The organism is Maribacter sp. TH_r10 (assembly GCF_033101095.1).
In the GTDB taxonomy this organism is placed as follows: domain Bacteria; phylum Bacteroidota; class Bacteroidia; order Flavobacteriales; family Flavobacteriaceae; genus Maribacter_A; species Maribacter_A luteus.
In genome coordinates this window covers 48,264-71,875 of sequence record NZ_JAWMPY010000004.1, presented here as the reverse complement: position 1 = coordinate 71,875, position 23,612 = coordinate 48,264, and the positions used below count along the sequence as shown (strand labels likewise).

The 23,612-nt window shown below is 39.0% G+C and carries 20 protein-coding genes; all 20 read left to right on the top strand.

The annotated features are described in order from the left end of the window. Positions 1-16: 16 nt before the first annotated feature. The 20 genes from R3X28_RS11505 (at position 17) to R3X28_RS11410 (ending at position 23,476) form a co-directional block, all read left to right on the top strand. Positions 17-1,345, top strand: a complete 1,329-nt coding sequence (locus R3X28_RS11505; RefSeq protein WP_154366473.1) for an asparagine synthase-related protein — start codon at positions 17-19, stop codon at positions 1,343-1,345. Further along, positions 1,338-2,282: a hypothetical protein gene (locus R3X28_RS11500; protein WP_317664404.1), complete on the top strand. Its 945-nt coding sequence runs from the start codon at positions 1,338-1,340 to the stop codon at positions 2,280-2,282. Before R3X28_RS11505 ends, R3X28_RS11500 begins: the two co-directional genes overlap by 8 nt. A 382-nt stretch (positions 2,283-2,664) precedes the next feature. Then, positions 2,665-5,973, top strand: a complete 3,309-nt coding sequence (locus tag R3X28_RS11495; RefSeq protein WP_317664402.1) for a VCBS repeat-containing protein — start codon at positions 2,665-2,667, stop codon at positions 5,971-5,973. Positions 5,974-6,399: 426 nt separating this feature from the next. Beyond that, positions 6,400-7,125 (top strand): hypothetical protein, encoded by a 726-nt coding sequence (locus R3X28_RS11490; protein ID WP_317664400.1) that lies wholly within the window; start codon positions 6,400-6,402, stop codon positions 7,123-7,125. 104 nt (positions 7,126-7,229) lie between these two features. After that, positions 7,230-7,574 (top strand): hypothetical protein, encoded by a 345-nt coding sequence (locus tag R3X28_RS11485; protein WP_317664398.1) that lies wholly within the window; start codon positions 7,230-7,232, stop codon positions 7,572-7,574. A gap of 275 nt (positions 7,575-7,849) precedes the next feature. Further along, positions 7,850-8,242 carry a hypothetical protein gene (locus tag R3X28_RS11480; RefSeq protein WP_317664397.1) on the top strand — a complete coding sequence of 131 codons (393 nt, stop codon included), beginning with the start codon at positions 7,850-7,852 and terminating at the stop codon, positions 8,240-8,242. Positions 8,243-8,285: 43 nt separating this feature from the next. Then, the gene (locus R3X28_RS11475) at positions 8,286-9,545 is read left to right on the top strand and encodes a DUF1566 domain-containing protein (protein WP_317664396.1); all 1,260 of its coding nucleotides are present in this window, start codon (positions 8,286-8,288) and stop codon (positions 9,543-9,545) included. 46 nt (positions 9,546-9,591) lie between these two features. After that, entirely contained in the window at positions 9,592-11,223 is a 1,632-nt protein-coding gene (locus R3X28_RS11470; RefSeq protein WP_317664394.1) for a carbohydrate-binding domain-containing protein, read from the top strand. A gap of 36 nt (positions 11,224-11,259) precedes the next feature. Further along, positions 11,260-12,498, top strand: coding sequence for a DUF1566 domain-containing protein (locus R3X28_RS11465; protein WP_317664393.1), 1,239 nt, complete (start codon positions 11,260-11,262; stop codon positions 12,496-12,498). A 146-nt stretch (positions 12,499-12,644) separates the two neighbouring features. Beyond that, the gene (locus tag R3X28_RS11460; protein WP_317664392.1) at positions 12,645-13,412 is read left to right on the top strand and encodes a hypothetical protein; all 768 of its coding nucleotides are present in this window, start codon (positions 12,645-12,647) and stop codon (positions 13,410-13,412) included. Between the two features lie 446 nt (positions 13,413-13,858). Then, a complete protein-coding gene (locus tag R3X28_RS11455; protein WP_154366493.1) occupies positions 13,859-14,596 on the top strand; it encodes a polyphosphate polymerase domain-containing protein in 738 nt (245 codons plus the stop codon). 6 nt (positions 14,597-14,602) lie between these two features. Next, on the top strand, positions 14,603-15,205 hold the full coding sequence (locus R3X28_RS11450; RefSeq protein ID WP_154366495.1) for a DUF4956 domain-containing protein: 603 nt from the start codon (positions 14,603-14,605) through the stop codon (positions 15,203-15,205). A gap of 19 nt (positions 15,206-15,224) precedes the next feature. After that, positions 15,225-15,947 carry a DUF2490 domain-containing protein gene (locus R3X28_RS11445; RefSeq protein ID WP_154366497.1) on the top strand — a complete coding sequence of 241 codons (723 nt, stop codon included), beginning with the start codon at positions 15,225-15,227 and terminating at the stop codon, positions 15,945-15,947. Then, positions 15,944-17,683: a carbohydrate-binding domain-containing protein gene (locus tag R3X28_RS11440; RefSeq protein ID WP_317664388.1), complete on the top strand. Its 1,740-nt coding sequence runs from the start codon at positions 15,944-15,946 to the stop codon at positions 17,681-17,683. The genes R3X28_RS11445 and R3X28_RS11440 overlap by 4 nt, the downstream gene beginning before the upstream one ends. Positions 17,684-17,818: 135 nt before the next feature. Continuing rightward, positions 17,819-19,264, top strand: a complete 1,446-nt coding sequence (locus R3X28_RS11435) for a CotH kinase family protein (RefSeq protein WP_282054163.1) — start codon at positions 17,819-17,821, stop codon at positions 19,262-19,264. Positions 19,265-19,370: 106 nt separating this feature from the next. After that, positions 19,371-19,892, top strand: coding sequence for a PepSY domain-containing protein (locus R3X28_RS11430; RefSeq protein ID WP_317664387.1), 522 nt, complete (start codon positions 19,371-19,373; stop codon positions 19,890-19,892). An 86-nt stretch (positions 19,893-19,978) separates the two neighbouring features. Further along, positions 19,979-20,641, top strand: coding sequence for a hypothetical protein (locus tag R3X28_RS11425; RefSeq protein ID WP_317664386.1), 663 nt, complete (start codon positions 19,979-19,981; stop codon positions 20,639-20,641). A 183-nt stretch (positions 20,642-20,824) separates the two neighbouring features. Then, a complete protein-coding gene (locus R3X28_RS11420) occupies positions 20,825-21,040 on the top strand; it encodes a ferredoxin family protein (protein ID WP_109649127.1) in 216 nt (71 codons plus the stop codon). Between the two features lie 2 nt (positions 21,041-21,042). Continuing rightward, entirely contained in the window at positions 21,043-21,687 is a 645-nt protein-coding gene (locus tag R3X28_RS11415) for a ferric reductase-like transmembrane domain-containing protein (protein WP_317664383.1), read from the top strand. Next, positions 21,680-23,476 (top strand): FAD-binding protein, encoded by a 1,797-nt coding sequence (locus tag R3X28_RS11410; RefSeq protein ID WP_317664381.1) that lies wholly within the window; start codon positions 21,680-21,682, stop codon positions 23,474-23,476. Before R3X28_RS11415 ends, R3X28_RS11410 begins: the two co-directional genes overlap by 8 nt. Positions 23,477-23,612 lie beyond the last annotated feature (136 nt).

The window sequence follows — 23,612 nt, the reverse complement described above, 5'->3', positions numbered from 1 at the left end:
CATAAAAATCTAGAATATGAACAGTATGTATGTAAGTAAGGTGATCGATCTTACCGATCATGATAAGAACATAATTTATAACATGTCTCATGAAGAAGCTGTTGAAGTTGTAAAATCTGGCGATGTTGAGGCGGTTCGCCAAATTGATGGGCAGTTTGCCCTGGTTTCAGTAGAAGGGAAAACGATTCAAATGGCAAGGTCCATAGGGCGACCATTACGTTATTTTATTGCGAAACGGGCCGTTGGGCCACAATTGGTCATTGCCGAACGAATAGATACCATTTTTGATTATCTGAAAGAAGAAGGCATGGACGATCAATTTCACCCTTCATACACTCGAATGGTTCCTGCACACTATATAACCAGGATAGAGCTATTGGGTTGTCCGGATCCGAATCCGATCTATACTCGATTCTTTACTCCGGAACGCAATAAATTTAAATCCGGAAGTTTGGAACAGATTGGTGCGGATTATATCACTGCCGTTTACAATGAGATAAAAAAATGGTTGCAATATAGGGCGAAATCGGGTCCGATCGGTGTTACTTTTTCTGCGGGAATTGACAGTGGTTCGGTATTCGTACTTATTTATCATGCCTTGAAAGAACTTGGGGAGAGTCCGTCAAGATTAAAAGCCTTTACCTTGTCGGTTGATGGTGACGGGGCAGATTTGGTTCAAGCCCGGCAGTTTTTGAAAACTCTTGATCTTGAGCTTTTCTTGGAACCGATAGAGTTGGATTATAATGCATTGGATTGGAAAGAGGCGATCAAGGTCGTTGAGGATTACAAACCCCTGGATATTCAATCGGCAACAATGAACTTGGCCCTTTTGAAAGGGATAAGGAACCGTTATCCTGATTGGAAATATATTATAGATGGTGACGGAGGGGACGAGAACCTGAAAGATTATCCGATTGAGGAAAATCCGGAATTGACCATCCGTAGTGTATTGAACAATTTAATGTTGTATCATGAAGGTTGGGGAGTAGAATCGATTAAACATTCACTAACCTATTCTGGTGGTCTTAGTAGAGGGTATATGAGGACCAGCTCTCCTGCAGATCAGTTGAATTTCGAAGGCTTTAGTCCGTATACATTACCGAATGTCATTGAGATTTCGGAAGGAATCCCATATATAGATATGACCGATTGGGACCATAAGAAGCTATATGACCTAAAAGGTCAGATCGTATTTGAAGGTGTGAAGGCCGTAACCGGAATTGAAATGCCGATCTTTGAGAAGCGAAGGTTTCAACATGGTGCCGCATCGAAAAGTGATTTTGACAAACATTTTCCTGAAAAGGAAATAACCTATAGAAGACAGTTTTTATCGAAATATGAATAAGGACACCGGGACTATTTCATCCAATAAATGGATAGTTTCCGAACGGGGCAAAAAAAATACGGTCGATTTTAATCGGCCGTATGCTTGGTTGGTGGAAAAAGAACGTAGTAGATCGGGTAAAGTTGAGGATACCGCGATTATTTTCCTGACCAATAAAGAATGTCCTTTTAAATGCCTAATGTGCGATCTTTGGAAAAACACCACGGATCAACCCGTGCCAACAGGTGCTATTCCTGAACAAATTAAATGGTCGCTGAACCAAATGCCCAGTGCGAAGCATATCAAACTATATAATAGCGGGAGTTTTTTCGATGAAAAGGCGATACCTGTAGGGGATTATGAGGAAATAGCGGCACTGCTCCAAGGTTTTGAAACGGTGATCGTTGAAGCTCACCCGAAGTTGATTTCTGAAAAGTGCTTAAGTTTTAGGGATATGCTTAAGCCAAGATTGGAGGTGGCTTTAGGTCTGGAGACCATACACCCAGAGGTGTTGCCTAAACTTAATAAAGGCATGACTTTGGAAGATTTTGAAAAGGCAGTTGGTTTTTTGTCACGGAACAATATATCGTCAAGGGCGTTCATTCTTTTAAGACCTCCATTTTTATCAGAGGATGAAGGAATCCTTTGGGCAGAAAAATCGATTGATTTCGCTTTTGAAACGGGAATAGAATGTTGTACGGTAATACCGGTCAGGGCAGGTAATGGGGCTATGGAACGCCTAGAGGAAATGGGACATTTTCAGATTCCGAAAATCACATCTTTGGAAAAGGTTTTGGAATATGGTATTCAACTTCAAAAAGGGCGGGTTTTTGCCGATTTGTGGGATGTTTCCCTTTTTTCTAACTGTGACCTTTGCTTAGAGGCCAGGACAAATAGGATGAATGCGATGAATTTGACCCAGACCATAGGTGAAATGATTTCTTGTGATTGCGAATGATCGAGTAATGTCATTTTTAAGGAAAACCGAATTTTGCGTACATTGTTGTCAGGTTAATACTATATCGGTCTAAATACCCCTTTTTATAAGTGATATAAGTGTTTCTCCAAAGCAGGGCTTACCATTTGAATCTTACGGCGAGTGTTGCTTTGCTGTAAATGCAATAGGGAGTCGTTCTCTAGGGAATTAATTATCGACAGGCTATCATCAATTCTTTTGTCTATTTTCTTGCAGCCAAGGGATTTTACGTCTTTTTCTGGACAACAAGGATTAACGCATTCCTCATGTGAAAGGTTCTATAACGCTTTCGTACTATCCAAAGAAAATTTGAAGGAATAAATCATTAAATCGTAAATTTAAAATCTTAAAAGAGACTTTGGCAATGAAGGAAAACCGTATACTCCTAATATTAATCAGCTTACTTGTTTTTAATTATTCCTGCACTGGGGAAAGGGATGATAATAAGATTTTTAAGAATTTAAAGCCTTCCACTACAGGTGTTGAATTCAACAATACGCTTATCGAGAACGATTCATTGAATTATTTTACTTTTCCCTATATGTATGAAGGTGGTGGTGTGGCCGCTGGGGATATAAATAATGATGGTCTTATAGATCTATATTTTACGGGAAATCAAGTTTCCAATAAGTTATATCTGAATAAAGGAAACCTCAAGTTTGAGGATATTACTGAAAAAGCGGGTGTATCCGGTGATGATAGATGGTATACGGGCGTAACCATGGCAGATGTTAATAGCGATGGTTTCTTGGATATTTATTGTTCTGTTGGTGGTAAGTTCGAGCCTAGGATCAACCAATTATTCATTAACAACGGAGATGGTACTTTTGTAGAGAAGGGAGCTGAATTAGGTCTGAATGATGGAGGTGATACGGTTCAAGGAACATTCTTCGATTATGATAAAGATGGGGATTTGGATTTATATGTAGCCAATTATCCCCCCACACCGTTTACAACCCCTCCTTTTATTTATGTTCATTTAATGAAAAACTTAGAACACATTCAAAGTGATCATTTGTATCGAAACGATGGTGAAACCTTTACCGATGTCACCAATGAATCTAAATTGAGAAGTTACGGATTGTCCCTTAGTGCAACGGTGGGTGACCTTAACAATGATTCCTGGCCGGATATTTACGTTTCCAATGATTTCAACTCACCTGATTTTATGTATCTGAACAACCAAGATGGCACATTTAGGGAAGTTGTTAAAAATGCCGTTGGCCAAACGGCTTACTACGGGATGGGTGCCGATATTTCGGATATAAACAACGATGGTTTTCTCGATATTTCCCAAGCGGACATGGATGGGGAATCGAACCAACGTAGAAAAGCGAATATGGGGAATACCATGCGTAACCTCTTTCAGGAGAATGTTGAAGCCGGTTTTCATTACCAGTATGTACAAAACGCATTGCAGTTAAATTCAGGGGCAATGCACGATGGCATTCCATATTTTTCAAATGTTTCGAGGTTTACGGGAACTTCATCGACCGATTGGAGTTGGGGTCCCTTGGTTGCCGATTTTGACAATGATGGGAACAAAGACCTTTATATTGCCAATGGTACAAGAAGGGAAGTTAACAATAACGATTATTTCGATAACCTCAGGACCGCTAAATTTACACAAGCCGATTTGCTCGGAGGTAGTTTAAAGATACCATCGGTGAGGTTAGACAATTATATGTTCAAGAATAACGGCAATCTTGATTTTGAACATGTTACCAAAGAATGGGGTCTAAGTTTCGCCGGGTTTACCAATGGTGCGACCTATGCGGACTTGGACAATGACGGAGATTTGGAAGTCATTACCAATAATATTGATGATCCGGCCTCGATTTTTGAGAATAAAAGTGCTGATTTGAATAATTATATCACCATAAGGTTCAAGGGTGCATCTAAAAATAAGTTCGGCTTGGGAAACCGGGTTTATATAAAAATAGGGGAACAATCGCAAATGCAAGAATTGACCTTGACACGGGGTTTTCAATCCGCTGTGGCCCCAGAGGTACATTTTGGGTTGGGTAAAGCCCAAAAAATTGATGAATTGAAAGTGGTATGGACCAATGATACACAACAAGTCCTAAAAGATGTAGTGGTCAACCAAACCTTGGTTCTGGATTCTGAAAATGCCTTGCCTCTTGAAGAAGAAGCGCCTCTGGAGTCCATCACTTTGTTCACAGATGCTACAGCCGATTTTCCAGAGTTTAAACATGAAGAAAATTATTATGATGATTATGTAAGACAGGTATTACTACCGCATAATATGTCAGCCTATGGACCTGCACTTGTTGTTGGGGATTTAAATAATGATGGATTGGATGATTATTTTGTGGGAGGGGCCAAGACCTTTCCTAGCGCAATTTTTATACAAACCAAGGATGGATTTATAAAACAGGATCAAGAAGTGTTTGTCGAAGATAAGGAAGGGGAAGATCTGGGTGCGGTCATTTTTGATGTTGATCAGGATGGGGACAATGACCTCTATGTTGTAAAAGGAGGTTATGAGTTTGAGTTTAAGCCCGAAATGCTTCAAGATAAATTGTATCTGAACAATGGCGAAGGTGTTTTCTCTAAAGCGGACGGCAATGCCTTGCCCAAAATGTTGGTTAGTGGTTCCAGGGCCTATAATGCTGATTTCGATAAAGATGGAAAAGAAGATCTTTTGGTTTTGGGTCGGCAGGTTCCAGGAAAATACCCCTTGCCGGCAAAAAGCTTTATCCTTAAGAATTCGAGTAAGGATGGCAAGGTGAAGTTTGAAGAGTACCCAACATCACTGGGTGATCAATTGGATTCTTTGGGTATGGCCACAAGCGCGGTTATTACCGATTTCAATAATGATGATCGGTTAGATATCATGATCGTTGGGGAATGGATGCCCATTAAGGTCTTTGAAAATACCAAGACGGGTTTTAAGGATGTTTCGGCAAAAATGGGATTGGCAGATACCGAAGGATGGTGGTGGAGTATAAATGAAGGGGATTTCGATGGTGATGGTGATATGGACTATCTCGTTGGGAACAACGGATTGAATTATGAGCACAAAGCAACGAAAAAGGAAACTTTTGATGTTTATGCTTTGGATTTTGATGAAAATGGTAAAATGGATATTGTTTTGGGTTATTATGAAGATGGGGTACAGTATCCTGTTCGAGGAAGAATGCCATCGTCCCAACAAATTCCGGCCATAAAATTCAAATTTGAAACCTCGGAAGCTTTTTCGCATGCCACTTTAGCCGATGTATATACCAAAAAGAGTTTGGACGAAGCCTTACATTATCAGGTAAAAACCTTTGCCAGTATTTATTTGGAAAATAAAGGAGGAACTTTTGAGATCCATGAATTGCCTTATCAGGCTCAACTTTCGAACATCAACCAAATTTTGATTGATGATTATGATCAAGACGGTAATTTAGATGCATTGATTGCAGGAAACCTTTATGGTTCAGAGATAGAGACTGCCAGGATAGATTCCGGTTATGGTTTATTCCTGAAAGGAAATGGTAAAGGTGGCTTTATCCCGGTTCCGGTATACGAAAGTGGTTTCTTTACCCCAGGAGATGTTAAGGACATGCGGTCCATCGAATTTAAAAATGACACCTATGTCATTTCGGCTAAGAACAACGATTACTTACAGTTTACAAAACTTAACAAGAATTTGAAGACTGAATAACTTGGGGTTGTAACTCAATCTATAAGCACAGTGTAGCTGTTTTGTTTTTTAATGCTTCATTATCCTGTTGTAAGGTTTTGTCTATGGCCATATTCTCTATGGTGTTAACCTAAAGAAGGGCTACATAGGGTAAATCTCCTAATCCGTAGACAAGAATTTCCTCTTTGTTGATTTGATTTTCGTTTGTATGTTTTATTAAGGTTCTTTGAATAAGTTTTAAAGAAAAAAATTAAATGCCTATGGTTTCATTATAATTGTTTGGTTGAGTTAGTTTAGTTGAAAAAGCACGTTGGTTCGAATAAAACCGGCGTGCTTTTTTTGTGAGCTTAAATGAGCGATTCGTTATGATGATCAATGTGTTCGTAGATTTTGATTTTTAATGATGGCCTAACGTTGTTCCTTTGAAAATAATCAAAGATTAATATCATGAAAACAATGATGTACGGCGTAAGGGGTGTTTTATTATTAACTTTTTTAGTATTAAATACATCCTGTAAGCTTCAAACAAAACAAGATGATGGTCCACAAAAAACGCCTCCATCCCTTAATTCAAAGGGCGAATCCAAAGGAGAGGCTATTTACACCTTTAAAGACGCCCCGGTTCCTATAGAAAGAGGTGAATCCATAGCATTCAAATTGCCAAATGGGGAAACGCATTGGTATGAAGTGGTGTACCTGCCAGAAATGGGAATCAATTGGGTACAGGCAAAATCCCTAGCGGAGTTGGCAGGTGGTTACCTTGTTACGATTCATTCCGATTTGGAAAACGAATTTGTGTTCAATCTTATAAAGGACAAAAAATATTGGTACCAATGGAACGATTCCCATAATGGTGTTATGAGTGGTCCCTTTATTGGAGCTTTTCAGCCCTTGGGGGCCAAAGAGCCAGATGGAGGTTGGCAATGGGTCAGCGGTGAAGAATGGACCTATACCAATTGGTGTAAGGACGGGGTTAAAGAAGATCGTGACCCTAGACCAAACGATCAGCCGAATGATGCTACAGGAAATCAAAACGTGGGGGCATTTGGAGAGGTTAACGAACCAGTTGGTTATTGGGGGGATTTTCCTCAAAGATTTGGGTCGTTCAATGATTCGCACCCTGGTGGTGTATATGCATTCATTATTGAATATAACACCAAGAAAACCCAATAGATAAGAGTAATTCTGCTCATAAAAAATACAAACCTTTAAAGAAGTTTAAAACAAGGTTCACCCAACGATTGGAAATAAAGAAATGAGTTTAAAATGCTATAAAAATGGTACATATAAAAAGTAGTTTCACTCCAACTAACATAGGAAACAAAATATCGGTAACCTATTTAGAACGAAATTTAAAAGATGTACAACAGTTGGGTTGTAAACTGAATTCATACCTATGTGAGCCCCAAACCTATGGTATGTTCGAGCGAATAGAATCTTTGAAAAATAATCTGGAAACTCTAAAAAGGTCTGAGCAAGAAATCATTTCCGAGCTTAAGGGTCTAAAAAAGCCGACTAAGGCTTATGATGAAATCATAAAACAACAATATTCTGAATTCAATAGCCTACAACAAGGAATAAATGAGTATATCTTCTATTGCGAAGAACATAGCCATAAATGAACTTTGGGATAAGAATGCAATTTCATGAAAGTGCATGGGGTAGGGCGAACAACGGCATTCTGGATAATATGCGTTTCTAATCTGCCATTTGGTACAAAGTATTGGTTTGTATTGAAAGCTGGGCAATTTCTAATGAATTGCCCAGCTTTTTTCATCCACCTATGTAATAACCTGTATTGGTAGATAAAAAAGCCCGGTTTGTTGATTTTGATTTCTAATGGGGTAGAACAACTGTTTCTTTGGATAAATATTTAAAAATAAAAAAACTGAATATCATGAAAACAACGATTAAAAAAATTTTGAATGCAGCACTTCTGTTAGGTGCGATAATGATTACAGGAACAACCCTAGCTCAAAGAGGAGGACAAGGCGGAGGACAACAAGGCCCACCACCTTTACCAACATCCGATGAAATAGAGGAAATGGTGAGTGATATGGCCGAAGAGGTTTCCCTTGATGAAACCCAGGAAGCGGAAATTTTGGTGCTTTATAAAGCCCATTTTGAAGAAGTTGAGGATTTGACCTCTTCAGGTAGGCCTGATAGGGATAAAATGGAGGCACTAAAAAGTGACTTTGAAGATGAGGTTAACGCCGTATTGACCGATGAGCAACAGAAATTGTTCAAGGCTTATCAAAAGAAGAATAGCCGACAAAAGGGCAAAAGGTAGCACACGGGTAATTCTAATTAATAATACCTAAATAACGATGATTATGGACCATAGTGCGTTTTATAAGATAACTAGACTTTCAGGGATTTACGTAATTCTCTTAGCTTTTTTAACTGTTCCGATAGCATGTAGTGATGATGACGATACAACGGATACAACGGATACAACGGATACAACGGATTCAACGGAAACTGAAACTTCAGAAACACCGACCGTAACTTTTGTTTTAACGGATACAGGACAAGATGTGTTTTATGATGCCGATGGAAACGAAATTTCGGAACCAAGTGAGGAGGATGACTATTACGGTCAAGATGCACAATATACTGGTACGCAATCTTCGTTTCAAGATAACGGGGACGGTACGGTAACCGATTTAAATACCGGATTGGTTTGGCAACAAACTCCGGATTATAGTAGATACAATTATTACGATGCTTTTGATTATGTAGATCAATTGGAAGTAGGAGGATATGATGATTGGAGATTGCCCACGATTAAAGAATTGTATTCACTTTTGTATTCTAATGGAGAATTGGATGCTACGAGTACATCAAACTCCCAGCCCTATCTCTATGATGAGTATTTTGATTTTGAATATGATTCCGGGGCATCTTATGCAGGGCAATATTGGTCGAGTACAAAGTATGTAAAAGGAGGATTGCAGACAGATAACATCGAAGGTGCGTTTGGATTTAATTTTGCTGACGGACATATAAAATCGTATGAAACCGGGTTGTATTTTGATGGTACATCAGGTGTATTCGACCCAGGTTGTTTTGTTAGGGCCGTTCGTGGGGAAGAGGATGTATATGGAGTGAATGACTTTATCGATAATGGTGATGGTACCGTTACGGACAATGCTACAGGATTAATGTGGCAACAAGTCGATGATGGTAATACTTATGATTGGTCAAATGCCTTAGCATATGCGAAAAACAGTGAGTTGGCCGGGTACACAGATTGGCGCTTACCCAATACCAAAGAATTACAGAGTATTGTCGACTACGAAAAAACCACGATTCCGGCTATTGATGAAACCTATTTTACCTGCACCGATAGCGATAGTTGGTTTTGGACGAGTACAACACAAGGTGATTTTAAATACACAGCTTGTTATATAGCTTTTGGGTATGCATACAGTAGGGAGAATAGTTCTGCAACCGAATATTACGATTGGCATGGTTCAGGGGCGCAACGTTCCGATCCAAAAGCCGGTGATCCCGAAGATTACCTTCTTGAATCCGAAAATGCCGATGATTTGTTACGGATAGAAAACTATGTACGCTTAGTACGAAATTAAGTAACTCTAAGTAACTCTTTGAGAAATTCATTTTAAGATTAAATCCATGAAAAATTTAGCAATAAAAAAGACAATCAGCTTTTACGGTATGTTCATTTTACTTTCTTCATTGATGATATTGGCCGTTGGTTGTAGCAATGACGATGATGATGTCGTGATTGATGATGACTCATCAGTTGTAGATGATGATGCCACAGCATCAGGGGAAATCGTAATAACGGATACGAACACATCAGGAACGGCCGAAGGGGATACCGATAACACTGGTGCCGATGAAGACGATCTTGTTGAAAACGCAACTTTTGAAAATACAGTGCAAATTGTATTTTCCGATACCTCGGCTACCATTACCAATCCTGTTCCTGATGAAGTGGTAATTACACAAGACGGGGCCGATGTTACCATTAGTTCCTCTATTTCAGAAGTGGCTTACGAGGTGTCGGGTACAACTACAGACGGGATGTTAAAAATTTATAGCGATAAAAAATTCAAATTATCGTTAAGTGATTTAAGTATTACGAATACCGATGGTCCTGCGATTAACATCCAATCATCGAAAACCATTTTTGTGATATTGGAAGGTACCAATAGCCTTACCGATGCATCAAGTTATAGCGATATTCCTGATGACGAAGACGCAAAAGCCGCATTTTTTAGTGAAGGGCAATTGGTTTTTAGCGGTTCGGGAGCACTTAATGTTGCAGGAAACTATAAGCATGGTATCGCAAGTGATGACTACGTTAGGGTAATTAGTGGTACGATCACAGTTACCGAAGCTTCATCTGATGCCATACACACCAACGATTACATAATTGTGGATGGGGGAACGCTCAATTTAACGGCAGATAGTGATGGAATGGATTGTGAAGAAGGCTATATTATTATCAACGACGGAACCTTTACTATAAATGCCGTTGATGATGGAATCGTGGCTTCCTATGACATTGACGAAGAGGAAGAACCTGATGATTCCATAACGCCATATGTGACTATAAACGGTGGCGATTTTGTGATAAACAATTCCGAAGGGGAAGGTTTGGAATCTAAAGGGGTCATGACCATTAATGACGGTAACATAAATTTAAATTCCTATGATGATTGTATCAACGCCAATGGAATTTTATACATCAATGGAGGAAACATTTATGCATATAGTACACGTAATGATGCTATCGATAGTAATGCAGGGATCACTGTTACAGGAGGTACTACCATTGCCATAGCTACAAGGGTTGATGAACCGGACGGCAGTTTTGACTGCGATGACGATTCATTCAAAATTACTGGTGGGACAATTTTAGGATTGGGATTGAATACCTCATTTCCGACAGAAAGCCAAAGCACCCAAAATTCTGTGATTTTTGATGGGGTGAGTGCAAACCAGCTATTGAATATTCGATCAGAAGATGGTACCGAAGCCCTTACTTATGAAGTTCCGAATAGCGTAATTACGATAATTTATTCCAATGCGAAATTGGAAACAGGTGAAACGTATAATATCTATACGGGAGGAAGTGTAAGCAATGGTACTGAAATTAACGGATTATACACCTCTGGTACTTACAGTGGTGGAACGGATTCAGGTGATTCGTTTACTGTCAACAGTATAGTTACACAAATTGGTGGAGAAATGGGCCCTACAGGTGAGGGTGGTGCTGGTGCTGGTGGCCGACCTTAACGTAGAATAGTTTTAAAAAATGATAAAACAAGAAAGATGAAAAAATCAGTTACAAAGAATACAATTGATTTACTGAGCATGTTCATACTACTGTTTTCATTAATGACATTTGTTGTTGGATGCAGTGACGAAGATGATGTCGTAGATGATACCGATGAGGTTACAGATGATGATAGTACTTCAAATGAAAATGAATTGGAAATCAATGATTTTCTACAAATAGCAACTGGGCAAATTACACTGTATGATGATGATGGAGAAGTCTTGGCGAGTGTGATTGAAGGTGAAGATTTCTATGGTCAAGATGCGACTTATTTAAAAGGGTCCGCCATGTCTTATACGGATAACGGAGATGGCACGGTTACGGATAATAATACCGGGTTAATGTGGCAACAAGTACCTTCCTCTGATGATTATTCCTGGGCCGATGCTGTAACCTATTGCGATAATTTGGAGCTTTCCGGTTATGATGATTGGCGTATGCCCACTTTAAAAGAGCTTTTTTCAATTAGTGATTTTAGTTCGGGATGGCCATATTTAGATACCGGGTATTTTAATTTGGCAAGTGGTGAGGTAACCAAAGATGAACAGTTTTGGGCCAATAACTATTATGTGGGTACAACTGTGGAAGGCGGTAGTAATGCTGCTTTTGGTGTAAACCATGTCACTGGGCACATTAAGGCATATTCTGCGACGGCCAGTGGTCCCGTTGGTGGTAAATATGTAAGGGCCGTTCGAGGTGGGGATTACGGTACCAATGCCTATACCGATAATGGGGATGGTACTATTAGTGATGCTAATACCGGTTTAATGTGGGCACAAGATGATGATGGGGTTACCATGGACTGGAAAGATGCTTTGGCCTATGCCGAAAGTTCAGAATTGGCAGGATATTCCGATTGGCGACTACCAAATGTGAAAGAACTTCAAGGTATTGTGGATTATTCATATTCCCCTACAGCCACTGATAGTGAGAATGTTGGTCCGGCCATTGACCCATTATTTACTTGTTCACAATTACCGAGTGATGTTCAAGAAGCGGGTTATGATGATGATTATGGATATTACTGGACAGGTACCTCGGCCCCGTTTACAAGTGGTGAACCTTATTACTATGCTTGGTATGTGGCCTTTGGTAGGGCGGTAAATGGCGAAGGAGAGGATTTTCATGGTGCAGGGGCCGTTCGGTTCGATACCAAGGATGAAGATGGGCCTGTAGGTGAAGATGCCGAGCGTTATTATAATTATGTAAGATTGGTAAGAAATATAAATTGATCACCTATGGTTGAATGATTGTTTGGTTGGGTTAGTTTAGTAAAAGGCACGTTAGTTTGGTTAGGACTGGCGTGCCTTTTTTAGCCAAAGCAAAAAGTTTAAACCACCTTATTATTCAGGTTATTTAAAGACAACGAAAACGAGCTATGTTAAAATTTTTTCGAAAACAGTTCAGAATCAATTCTTTGGGTGAAGGGAATCTAAAAAAGTATTTTTTATACGCCTTTGGTGAAATAGTTCTAATTGTCATCAGTATTTTATTGGCATGGAAAATCAATGACCTAAACGAGATTCGAAAAAACAAGATTATAGAGCTTAAAATTTATGATAGCCTTTACGAAGAGCTGGAGCTAAATATGAAATCCCTCAATGGTGCTATTGAACAATATGCCAGTGATATCGTGAGATTGGAGGCTATCCTTAATTATGTAGGGCAATCTCCGGAACAAATTACACAGGGGGCCAAAGATACGATCGTCCATATTACGTATAGTGAATTGAACATACTGGATGGGGCTTTGAATTCCGTAATCAATACTACAAAATTTGAAATGATCGAAAGCACTTCGTTAAAAAGGTTGATTACGAATTACCCTACAGAAATTGGGGTTTTGGATACCGAGGATGCAAAAGTGAAAAAGATCGTTGTCGATGATGTGCAAACGGTTATTGAAAAATACCTGTCCTTGGCCGATATGCTTCCCAAAGGAAAAACCGAATATAGCGCTATTAAAAAGTTTGGGGCAAAGTCTGATTATCATCAATTACTTCAAGATAAAAACTACCAGAACAGTATCGTGGCTTGGTTGCTGCATACAGAAAACCTTTTGTCACTGACAAAAAAATTAAGAAGTAGAACCAACGATATGGCCATAAAATTAAGTCGGGAACTGGGTTATGACTTAGATGGTTAATACAAACCTTATAGAACTGAAATCCATTGCTACATCTTTTATGAAGGTAATATATAGGCGTATACGGTTTCTTTCATCGATAAAATCATGTAATTGATTGATAAGCTGGTTGAGTTGGTCGATTCCTTTTCTACGTTGAAGGGTGTATCCTTAAATTTATACTGTATTAGTTTAGGAAGCTCGGGAGAAACTGATAATCGATTCTACCAGCTCCGTACTTTAAATTGAAAATATAAATAGAGCGCCTATGGTTGAATAAATGTTTGGTTGAGTTAGTTTAGTAAAAGGCATGCTGTTTTCGAAAGAAATACAGCGTGCCTTTATTATTCTCATTAAAATCCTCTTTTGAAGACGATTCAATTTCGTTGATGAAATCTGCCAGTTCGTTGATTTTGATTTAACCTTAGCTTAACCTTGACTTAATTTGGACAATAATAAATCTACTTATGAGACATATTATTAGTGCCTTTGAGAGTATTACACTAGAAGAGATGAATAACGTTTCCTTAATGAAAAGGACCGATACGAAATTCATTATCCATGAAAAGGATTTGAAAGAGGTTTTAAAAAAAATCAGGGACGATTACAGGGTCCTTGAGATAGATGGCCACAGAATCATGACCTACTCTTCGCTTTATTTTGATACACCTACCAAGAAGTTCTATTATGACCATCACAATGGTAAGGTAAATAGGACCAAGGTAAGGATGCGGAAATATGTTGAATCCGATATCTGTTTTCTCGAAGTAAAACAAAAAGATGGCAAAGGCAAGACAAACAAGACCAGGACATCGATAAATGATTTTGAAACGGAATTATCCAAAGAATCTGTTGGTTTTATCCAAGACGTTACCAGTAAATCTTATGATCTGGAACCTATTATCTGGAATAAGTTCAACCGTATTACACTGGTGAACAAAACCGCTATGGAACGTTTGACCATAGATTTGAACCTTTCCTTTAAAATCAACAACTCTTTTAAGACCTACAATAACCTAGTAATTATCGAGGTGAAACAAGAACGGTTCAATAGAACATCACCCGTTGTGCGGCAATTGAAAGAGAAACAGACAAATCCTTACGGACTTAGTAAATATTGTATCGGTATGATCAGTGTTTATGATGATATAAAATACAACCGTTTTAAAAAGAAACTATTGAAAATCAATAAAATAACAGCCTAATTACTTATGGAATTTCTAGACATCCCCCTTTTCGACGACGATTTTTTTAAAATGATGTTCAGGTTCATCCTGAACTTCACTTTCTTGACCGTAATCATACGTTTTGTTTATTACCCCTCTTCAAAGCGTAAAGATTATGTCTTTACTTACTATCTCATTAGTCTTATTGTCTTTTTTCTCTGCTTCACATTAAAGAAATATAATCTGGATATAGGTATGGCCCTTGGGTTGTTCGCTATTTTCGGAATTATACGTTATAGGACAGATCCCATTGATATTAAGGAAATGACCTATCTGTTCGTGGTCATAGGCGTTTCTGTAATCAATTCATTGGCGAACAAGAAAATGAGCTATGCCGAGATTTTAGCCGCAAATGCACTGATTATTTTCATTTTGATCATTATCGAGAGGTATTGGGCCTTGAAACAAGAAGAATCAAAATTCATTGTGTACGAGAATATCGAGAACATAAAACCTGAAAATTATGAAATACTTAAGAGTGATCTTGAGCATAGGACAGGTTTGACCATAAACAAGGTCAATATCGGGAAGGTTGATTTCTTAAAGGATACCGCTGAAGTGACCATATTCTATTTCAAAAACAACTAATAACCCAATATAGATCAATATGAAATCAATCAACAAGTTGCAATCGGGTTATATGGTATTGATAGCCACGCTAATGATGGGAACTTCGGGAATTTCCCAAAGCGTGGATACCGATGACCTTGAAAGCTGGACATCCATTGGCCTTAAATACAAATTGAACAAAAAATGGTCGTTCACTTTAGAGGAACAACTGAGATTGGATGAGAACATTTCGGAAATAAGCAAGTACTTCACTGAACTTGATGCCGAATATTCCATTTCAAAAAGTTTCGATATCGGGGGTGGTCTCAGATATATCAGGAATAATGATAATGAAGGTAATATACAAGGGTATGAAAACCACCTGCGATTTCATGTCGATGCAACTTACAAGCACAAAATAAATGCCTTTTCACTTAAATATAGGCTGCGTTATCAAAATAAGAATGAATTGGGTGTGGACAATTCCGAAGGTGATTATGCGAATCAGAATATTCGATTCAAAACTTCGGTGGAATATGATTTTAAGAATTGGAAGTTAGATCCCGAGTTTTCCGCGGAAATATTCAATCACTTTGAAGAAGGCGACGACAATGGTTTCAGCAAATATAGATTCACCTTAGGAACCGATTATAAAATAAAAGATTATGGAAAAATCGGCTTGTTCTATAGAATGGAGAAAGAATTGAATGTCGATTTGCCCGAAACAACACATATAATTGGATTTAAGTACACGTATACCATTAAAAACAATCAAAAATGAAAACAAGAAACCTATCGATCCTATCCTACATAGGAATGTTATTGTTCGCAATATTTACTCTCATGGGTTGCTCTAATGATCAAGACACAATATACGACTCCGATTCATCGGATTCGGAAACAACCGATGAAACTATTTCTACCGATGATGATGAAATAACGATCGCTGAAGTAGGGGATACCCATGAAGAGGACAGTGATTATGTTTGGGATGCATCAAATGTGGTTTACATTACCTTAAGTGGTTCATCAATTACAGTTGATGGGGAAGGTGCCACGGTGGATGGTACCGAGGTAACCATAGCCTCGGCTGGCAATTATGAGATAACGGGAAGTCTGTCAGACGGTCAAGTAATCGTAGATACAGACGACGACGAAACCGTTCGGCTAATTTTAAATGAAGTTGATATAACCAACACTTCCGGTGCGCCCTTAAATATTGCCAGTGCCGAAAAAACCATTGTTATACTCAAAGAGAATACCATTAATTATTTAACCGATACCAACAACTATGTTTTCGATGACGAGGAGGATGAGCCCAATGCAGCTCTTTTCAGTGATGATGACCTTACCATATATGGGGAGGGTGCACTTGTTGTAGATGCCAATTACAATGATGGCATTACGAGTAAGGACGGTTTGGTGATCGCCAGTGGTAATATTACCGTTAATGCAGTGGATGACGGTATTCGTGGTAAGGATTATCTGAACATAAAAGGCGGTTATATCGTGGTAAACGCGGAAGGCGATGGTTTAACCTCGGACAATGATGAAGACACAAATACAGGATGGATATTAATCGATGACGGTACTTTTGTAGTCACCGCAGATGAAGATGGTATTGTGGCGGCATCCGTAGTTGATGTGGAGTATGGTGACTTTACTATCGTAACCGGTGGGGGACATACAAGTTCGTTAGGGGCAGATGATACGGCCAAAGGCATTAAGTCTGGTGGTAACATTACGATAGAAAATGGTATTTTCAATATCGATTCCGCAGATGACAATATACATGCGAATTATGATGTTACCATTACTACGGGGATATTTACATTAGCAACAGGGGATGATTCCATCCATGCCGACGATGCGGTCGAAATCAATGGAGGTACAATTAACATTACGGAAGGTGTTGAGGGTATTGAGGCTCCCGATATCATAATCAGTGATGGGGAGATAAATATCAATACAAGTGATGATGCTATAAACGCAGCCGGCAACACCAATAATTTCCTGTATATAAATGGGGGGCACATCGTTATTACCAGTGGTGGTGATGGACTCGACTCCAATGGCGATATTGAAATGACAGGTGGTACGGTAATCATCAATGGCCCAACATCCCAAAGTAATAGTCCCATAGATTACGACGGTACGTTCAGTTTGGACGGTGGGTTCCTTGTCGCCTCGGGTTATGGGTCTAATATGGATGAGGCAGGAAGCAGCTCATCCGATCAGTATTCCGTATTGGCTAAATTGTCAACTACCCAATCTTCAGGAAGCCTATTTCATATCCAAAACAGTTCACAGGAAACTATTTTGACTTTTGCCCCGGGAAAAAATTATAAATCGATCGTATTCTCATCTCCTGACCTGAAAACGGGAACCTACGATATTTATCTAGGTGGTAGTTCAACGGGTACTATAACCGATGGGGTTTATGAAAATGGCACTTATACACCAGGAACATTATATGAAAGCTTTACGGTATCCAATAAAGTAACGACCGTAAACTAAATAAAAAAATGAAAGAACGTTCTCGTTGATAGGGTAGAAAAAAATGGTTGGGACTACTAGACCATTGAGCCCTATGGGCGGGAAATATGTTTTTTTCCAACTATTTGAAATACTAACTAAATCAGTAATTATATCATGACGACAATTTTTAAAAAAACATCAACTTTTTGGGGTTTGGTGCTAATGGTATCCCTTTTATTTGTAAGATGCTCAAGTGACAACAATGATTCATACGGTTTTACAGATGATGCGGATTCATCAGATTCGGATACGACCGTGGTTATCGATGACACGGATTTTGATCCTGTGGATTGGACGACAGAGACACATAGTAACGATGTGGATCCAGACTTTGAAGAGGTTTTTGATGATACTGAAGTAAAGCGATTCGATTTTGTTATTTCAGAGGAGAATTGGGACGCCATGATGGCGGATATGACGGATCTATATGGAACCTTTGGGCGTAATGGTGGGGGAGGTAGCTCAAGTTTTTCCGATGACGACCCTATTTTTGTGCCGGGATCGGTTTTTTACAATGGTAAAGAATGGTACAAGGTGGGACTTCGTTTTAAAGGGAATTCAAGTTTGCAAAGCGCTTGGCAGGCAGGTATTCTGAAACTGGCATTTAAAATGGATTTTGACGAGTTTGAGGATGATTATCCGCAAATCAAGAACCAACGTTTTTACGGTTTTAAAAAACTCAGCTTAAAGAACAATTATGATGACAGCTCTTTTTTAAGGGAAAAAGTCGCGGCCGAGGTGTTCAAGAATTCCGGTTTGGCCGTTTCGAACACCGGTTTTTACACCCTTTATGTAGATCATGGTGATGGCCCCGAGTATTTTGGGTTGTACACCTTGGTCGAGGAAGTTGATAATACGGTGATCGATACCCAATTCACTAGTGATGAAGGTAATCTATATAAGCCCGAGGATTACGGGGCGAGTTTTGCTTATGGTACCTTTAATGAGGAAGGTTTTGAGAAAAAGACCAATGAGGATGAGGCCGATTGGAGTGATATTGAAAGTCTTTTTTCGGCACTGCATGCAACCAATAGAACAAGTGAGCCGGAAACCTGGAGGACTAATTTGGAGGCTGTATTCGATGTGGACACTTTTTTGAATTACCTCGCTGTAAATACGGTTATCCAAAATTGGGATACCTACGGAAGAATGGAACATAATTATTATCTATACAATAACCCGGACAATAATTTACTGACCTGGATACCTTGGGATAATAACGAAGCGTTACAAGATGGGAAACAAGGAGGTTCATTGAACCTTGATTTTTCAGATGTTTCCAGTTCCACATGGCCGTTGATAGGATACTTATATCAAGATGAGGTTTATAAGGCAAAGTACGATGCTTATGTTCAGGCTGTAATAGATGGCCCTTTTGAAACTAATTATATACAAGGCGTTTATGATACGTATTCCAGCTTAGTGGAACCCTATGCGACCACTGAGGTAAGCGGTTACTCATTTTTATACAATAGCAGTTCATTTTATTCGGCTATTTCCACACTTAAATCACATGCTTCGAGCCGGGCATCGGCAGCAAATAGTTATTTGTCCAATTAATAGCTTGGTCAAAATATAAGAATTGGAAAAAAAACGTAAAATTCCAACAGACTGCTTTAAACTATTCGGGTTTAAGGCAGTCTAAATAAGTAGTTTTAAACAAAACATGATGAAAGGTAAAAAATCAATGAATTTTTATATGCGTATTGTTCATCGCTATTTAGGTTTTTTCTTAGCAGGTATTATGGCAGTTTACGCCTTTAGTGGAATTATTCTCATATTTCGGGATACCGATTTTTTGAAAAGTGAACAAACGGTCGAGAAAAAATTAGGGCCAGAACTATCTTCCGAACAATTGGGCAAGGCGTTGCACGTGAGAAACTTAAAAATTTCCAAGAAAGAAGGTGATATACAATATTTCAAAAACGGAACCTATAACAATGTAACGGGTGATGTAAAATATACATCGAATGAATTGCCTATGGTTATCAGGAAACTGATTCAATTGCATAAGGCAAGTACCAATCAACCCTTATTTTGGCTGAATATTTTCTTCGGGGTGTCATTATTTTTCTTTGTAGTGTCTTCGTTTTTCATGTTCAAACCTAAAACCAAAACATTGAAAGAAGGAGTTTATGTTTCTATTGCAGGGTTGGTACTAACGGTTTTGTTGGTTCTTTTGTCTTAAATGGCATCTCAATAGGGAAAAATAATGAAATGGTATGCCCCATATGTCGGCAACCAAAAATAGATGGAACAGCGTAGGAAATTGATATGGGAAATGCATCTAAATTAATTTTGGCAATGGTCTTGGCCTTTGGTTTTTCCAGTGCCAAAGCCTATAATCCGTATACTTCATCGGTAATTTTGGAGAATATGGATAATGAATGGTTCTTGCAGATATCCACTTCACAGGTCAGTGCCTATGAGGTGTTGGAGGATTATTACGACACTGAGGATATTTCCGTACTTTCCATAGAGGCTTATAACAAAAAATACATAGAGTATTTGATGGCCCATATGTACATAGTAGCAGATGATAAGGCGGTAGAACTTTTGCCTGTAGGTGTTCATTTGGGAAGTCAACAAGCCGAAGTACGCTTTGTTTTAAAGGGTATGTCAGGGAATTTCAACCAGTTGTTTTTGAAACTAGACGTTTTTGAAGAAAACGGTTCACAACAAAATGTAACCGGCTTTTTCAGTAAAAATGGAAATGTTAGTAGCATATTGAATGCTGATAATGAGTTTTCCATGAACATTATGTATAAGGATGGAAAGTATATACTTTCCGAAGGTTTCTCCTGGACTATTTTCCATATCCTATATTTAAGTATTTTATTGATATTTACACTGGTGATGTTTTTTGTTCTTCGTTATCACACCAATAAGAGATCAATAACTTATAAAGGACCTGTGCTGGTTTATAAGCGTCAATAAAAGTGGTTTGTCAATTTTTAATTTGCTACTTAACCCTTAAGTAGTGTTCTAATACCTTGTTCAAGATTGTTTTGTTGTCGTGATTTCATATTTGGTTGATAAAGTTCTATAGTCCGTCGATTACAATTTTACTACGCACCAATCTCCCGTATCTTCGATAAGTAATTGTAATAGACTTTTATTATGGCTATTGAAAGTATAAACGGGTGTATAGGGTGTGAAGAGTGTATAAAAAGCTGCCCTACCGATGTGATTCGGTTAGATCCCAAAACGAAAAAGGCAGTGATCACCTTTCCTGAGGATTGTCAAATTTGTCATTTATGTCGGTTGTATTGTCCGGTAGACGCCATTACGCTCACTCCGGAAAAAACCATTCCTGTAATCGTATCATGGGGTTAGTTATGAAAAAAGATAGAAGAATATATAAGATGTTGCCACTTTTTTTAGTGTTTATCGGCATACCCTTGGCATTGTGGTTTTTAAGTGATTTTCCCGAAAGATCATTGCTTATGGATTCCCTCTCACTTTTGACCATTTTAACGTTTAGTTTACTATTGGCACAATTCTTTTTGGCAAGGACCAATAGGGAACTGGTGAAGAAAGTGAAAATGTCCAACGTACTTAAAATACATAAGTTCATTGGTTACATATTCATCAGTGTGATTATGCTACATCCTTTTTTTATCATAGTTCCTAAATTCTTGGACAATGCGGTTTCTCCTAAAGATGCGTTAATTCGTTTGATAACCACTTTCGATAATATTGGCCTTGTTCTTGGCTTAGTGGCTTATACGGCTATGTTGGTTATCATGATTACCTCCTTTTTCAGGTTTAAGCTTCATTTGAAATATAGGACATGGAGAACCTTTCATGCTTATTTGACATCCATTTTCATTGTTGCCGCCGTTTGGCATGTGATTTCATTGGGAAGACATAGTAATACGGCCTTCATTATGTTCTATGTTATTGCATTGGCAAGTGGTATCTATTATTTATTGCGAACATATTTATTTAAACCTACCTCAAAATCAATAAAAAATGTCTAAAACAAAAGAAAACAAGGGCATATCCCGACGTAATTTCATAGCCTTTGCAGGTGGTGCGGCAGGAGCTGTTGCATTGGCTTCTATGGGACTCCCTTTAGGCTGGGCCGAAAATAGCCCGGAGATAGATGTTGAAGCTTTGGACCTAGAAAAGATCAGTACTGAAGTTCTCGTAATAGGGAGCGGAATGGCAGGTTTGTTCGCGGCCGTAAAGGCACATGATGCTGGTGCAAAGGTGATGATGGTCTCCAAAGGACGACTTGGTTCTTCAGGGCAAACACCTTTTGCAAAGGGTATATTCGCATATGATCCCGATACCGAGAAATTGAGCATTGATGAGTTCGTTGCCCAAGTTTCCCGTTCGGCCTTGGGCAGTAATAATGTGGCCTATACGAAACAGATGGCAGAGCATTCTTTGGACAGGGTAAAAGAACTGGAATCTTGGGGTTTCTTTGATTCGGCCATCTATAATAAAAGCTTCAGGAAACCTATTGAGGAGCGAAATATACCCGTTCAGGAACGAATTGTGGTAACCCATCTTATCAAAGAGGATGAAAAGATTGTCGGAGCGGCCGGTTTTAGCATCGATAAGCAAAAAGTGATTATCTATGAGGCAAAGAGTGTTATACTATGTACAGGGGCTGGCGGATTTAAACCTAATGGTTTCCCTATAGGGGACCTTACCCACGATGGTACGATAATGGCCTATAATATCGGGGCAAAGGTAACCGGTAAGGAATGGAACGATGGCCACCCAGGCAGAGCCGAAAATGCCGCTGCATGTTATGATGGTTGGGGCAATATGTTTGAACAGAAACCAGGTACGGTCAGTATCGAGGTACATCATGATTTAGGTGTGGACATGAATTATAAGGCCTATGTAAGTGGAAATTCGGTAAAAATGGGGCACCCTGGAGAGGCAAATGATAATGCCATTACCGGTGGCCCTTACACTCCTGCTGAATTTAAGAGGGAAAATGTGGAGCGAAAACCTGGACCCGATTCGGAAGGTGGTAGGCCCCCTAGAGGGGAAGGTAAACCGCCAGGAGGGGGTAAACCTCCAAAAGAAGGTGGTGGCCCTCCAGGAATGGGAGGAAATGTAGTAGGGGGTTCATCTGCAGGAATGGCCATTCATAAATCTGAGGGATTGGTGCCGATCAACGATCAATGTGAATCCAATATCCCAGGGTTGTTTGCGGCCGGGGATGCTTTAGGTTCCTATATGTCAGGAGCAATTTATACCCAGATCGGTTCGTCCTTGGCTGGTTCTGCGGTTCAAGGTGGAGTCGCAGGTGAAGCTGCAGCAAGGTACAGTAAGGGTGTGAAAAATGTTGAAATATCCGATTCTAAAATTGAAGCGATACAGGAAGAAATTCTGGCACCTTTAAAAAGGGAAGCAGGGTATAGCCCAGCATGGGTAACACAGACCTTACAGGGTATCATGATTCCCAACTTTGTCCTTTACATCAAAAAAGAAAGTTTAATGAAGGGGGCATTGGCATATATTGAGGAGTTGAGGGACCATCATATGGGTAAAATGTGCGCTTCCAATTTACATGAATTGCGGTTGGTACATGAAACGGCCAATATGATCATAAGCGCCGAGATGAAACTGAAGGCATCATTGATGCGTAAAGAAAGTAGGTGCAGCCATTACCGATTGGATTATCCGGAAATGGATGATGAAAATTGGCAAGCTTGGATCAATATCTTTAAAGGGGAAGATGGTACCATGCAATTTGAAAAACAACCATTTAGACAATGGCCTAATCAAGACATCGTCAATGTTTGAGAAAAATGGTAAAACATCATTTGAATACATGTGACCTTTAAGTTAATAAAGGGCAATAGATTTAACTTTGAAAGAATTTGTGATTTCAATATGCAGGGACATTTATTAATCAGTATCTTCGATAAACAGTGCAGAA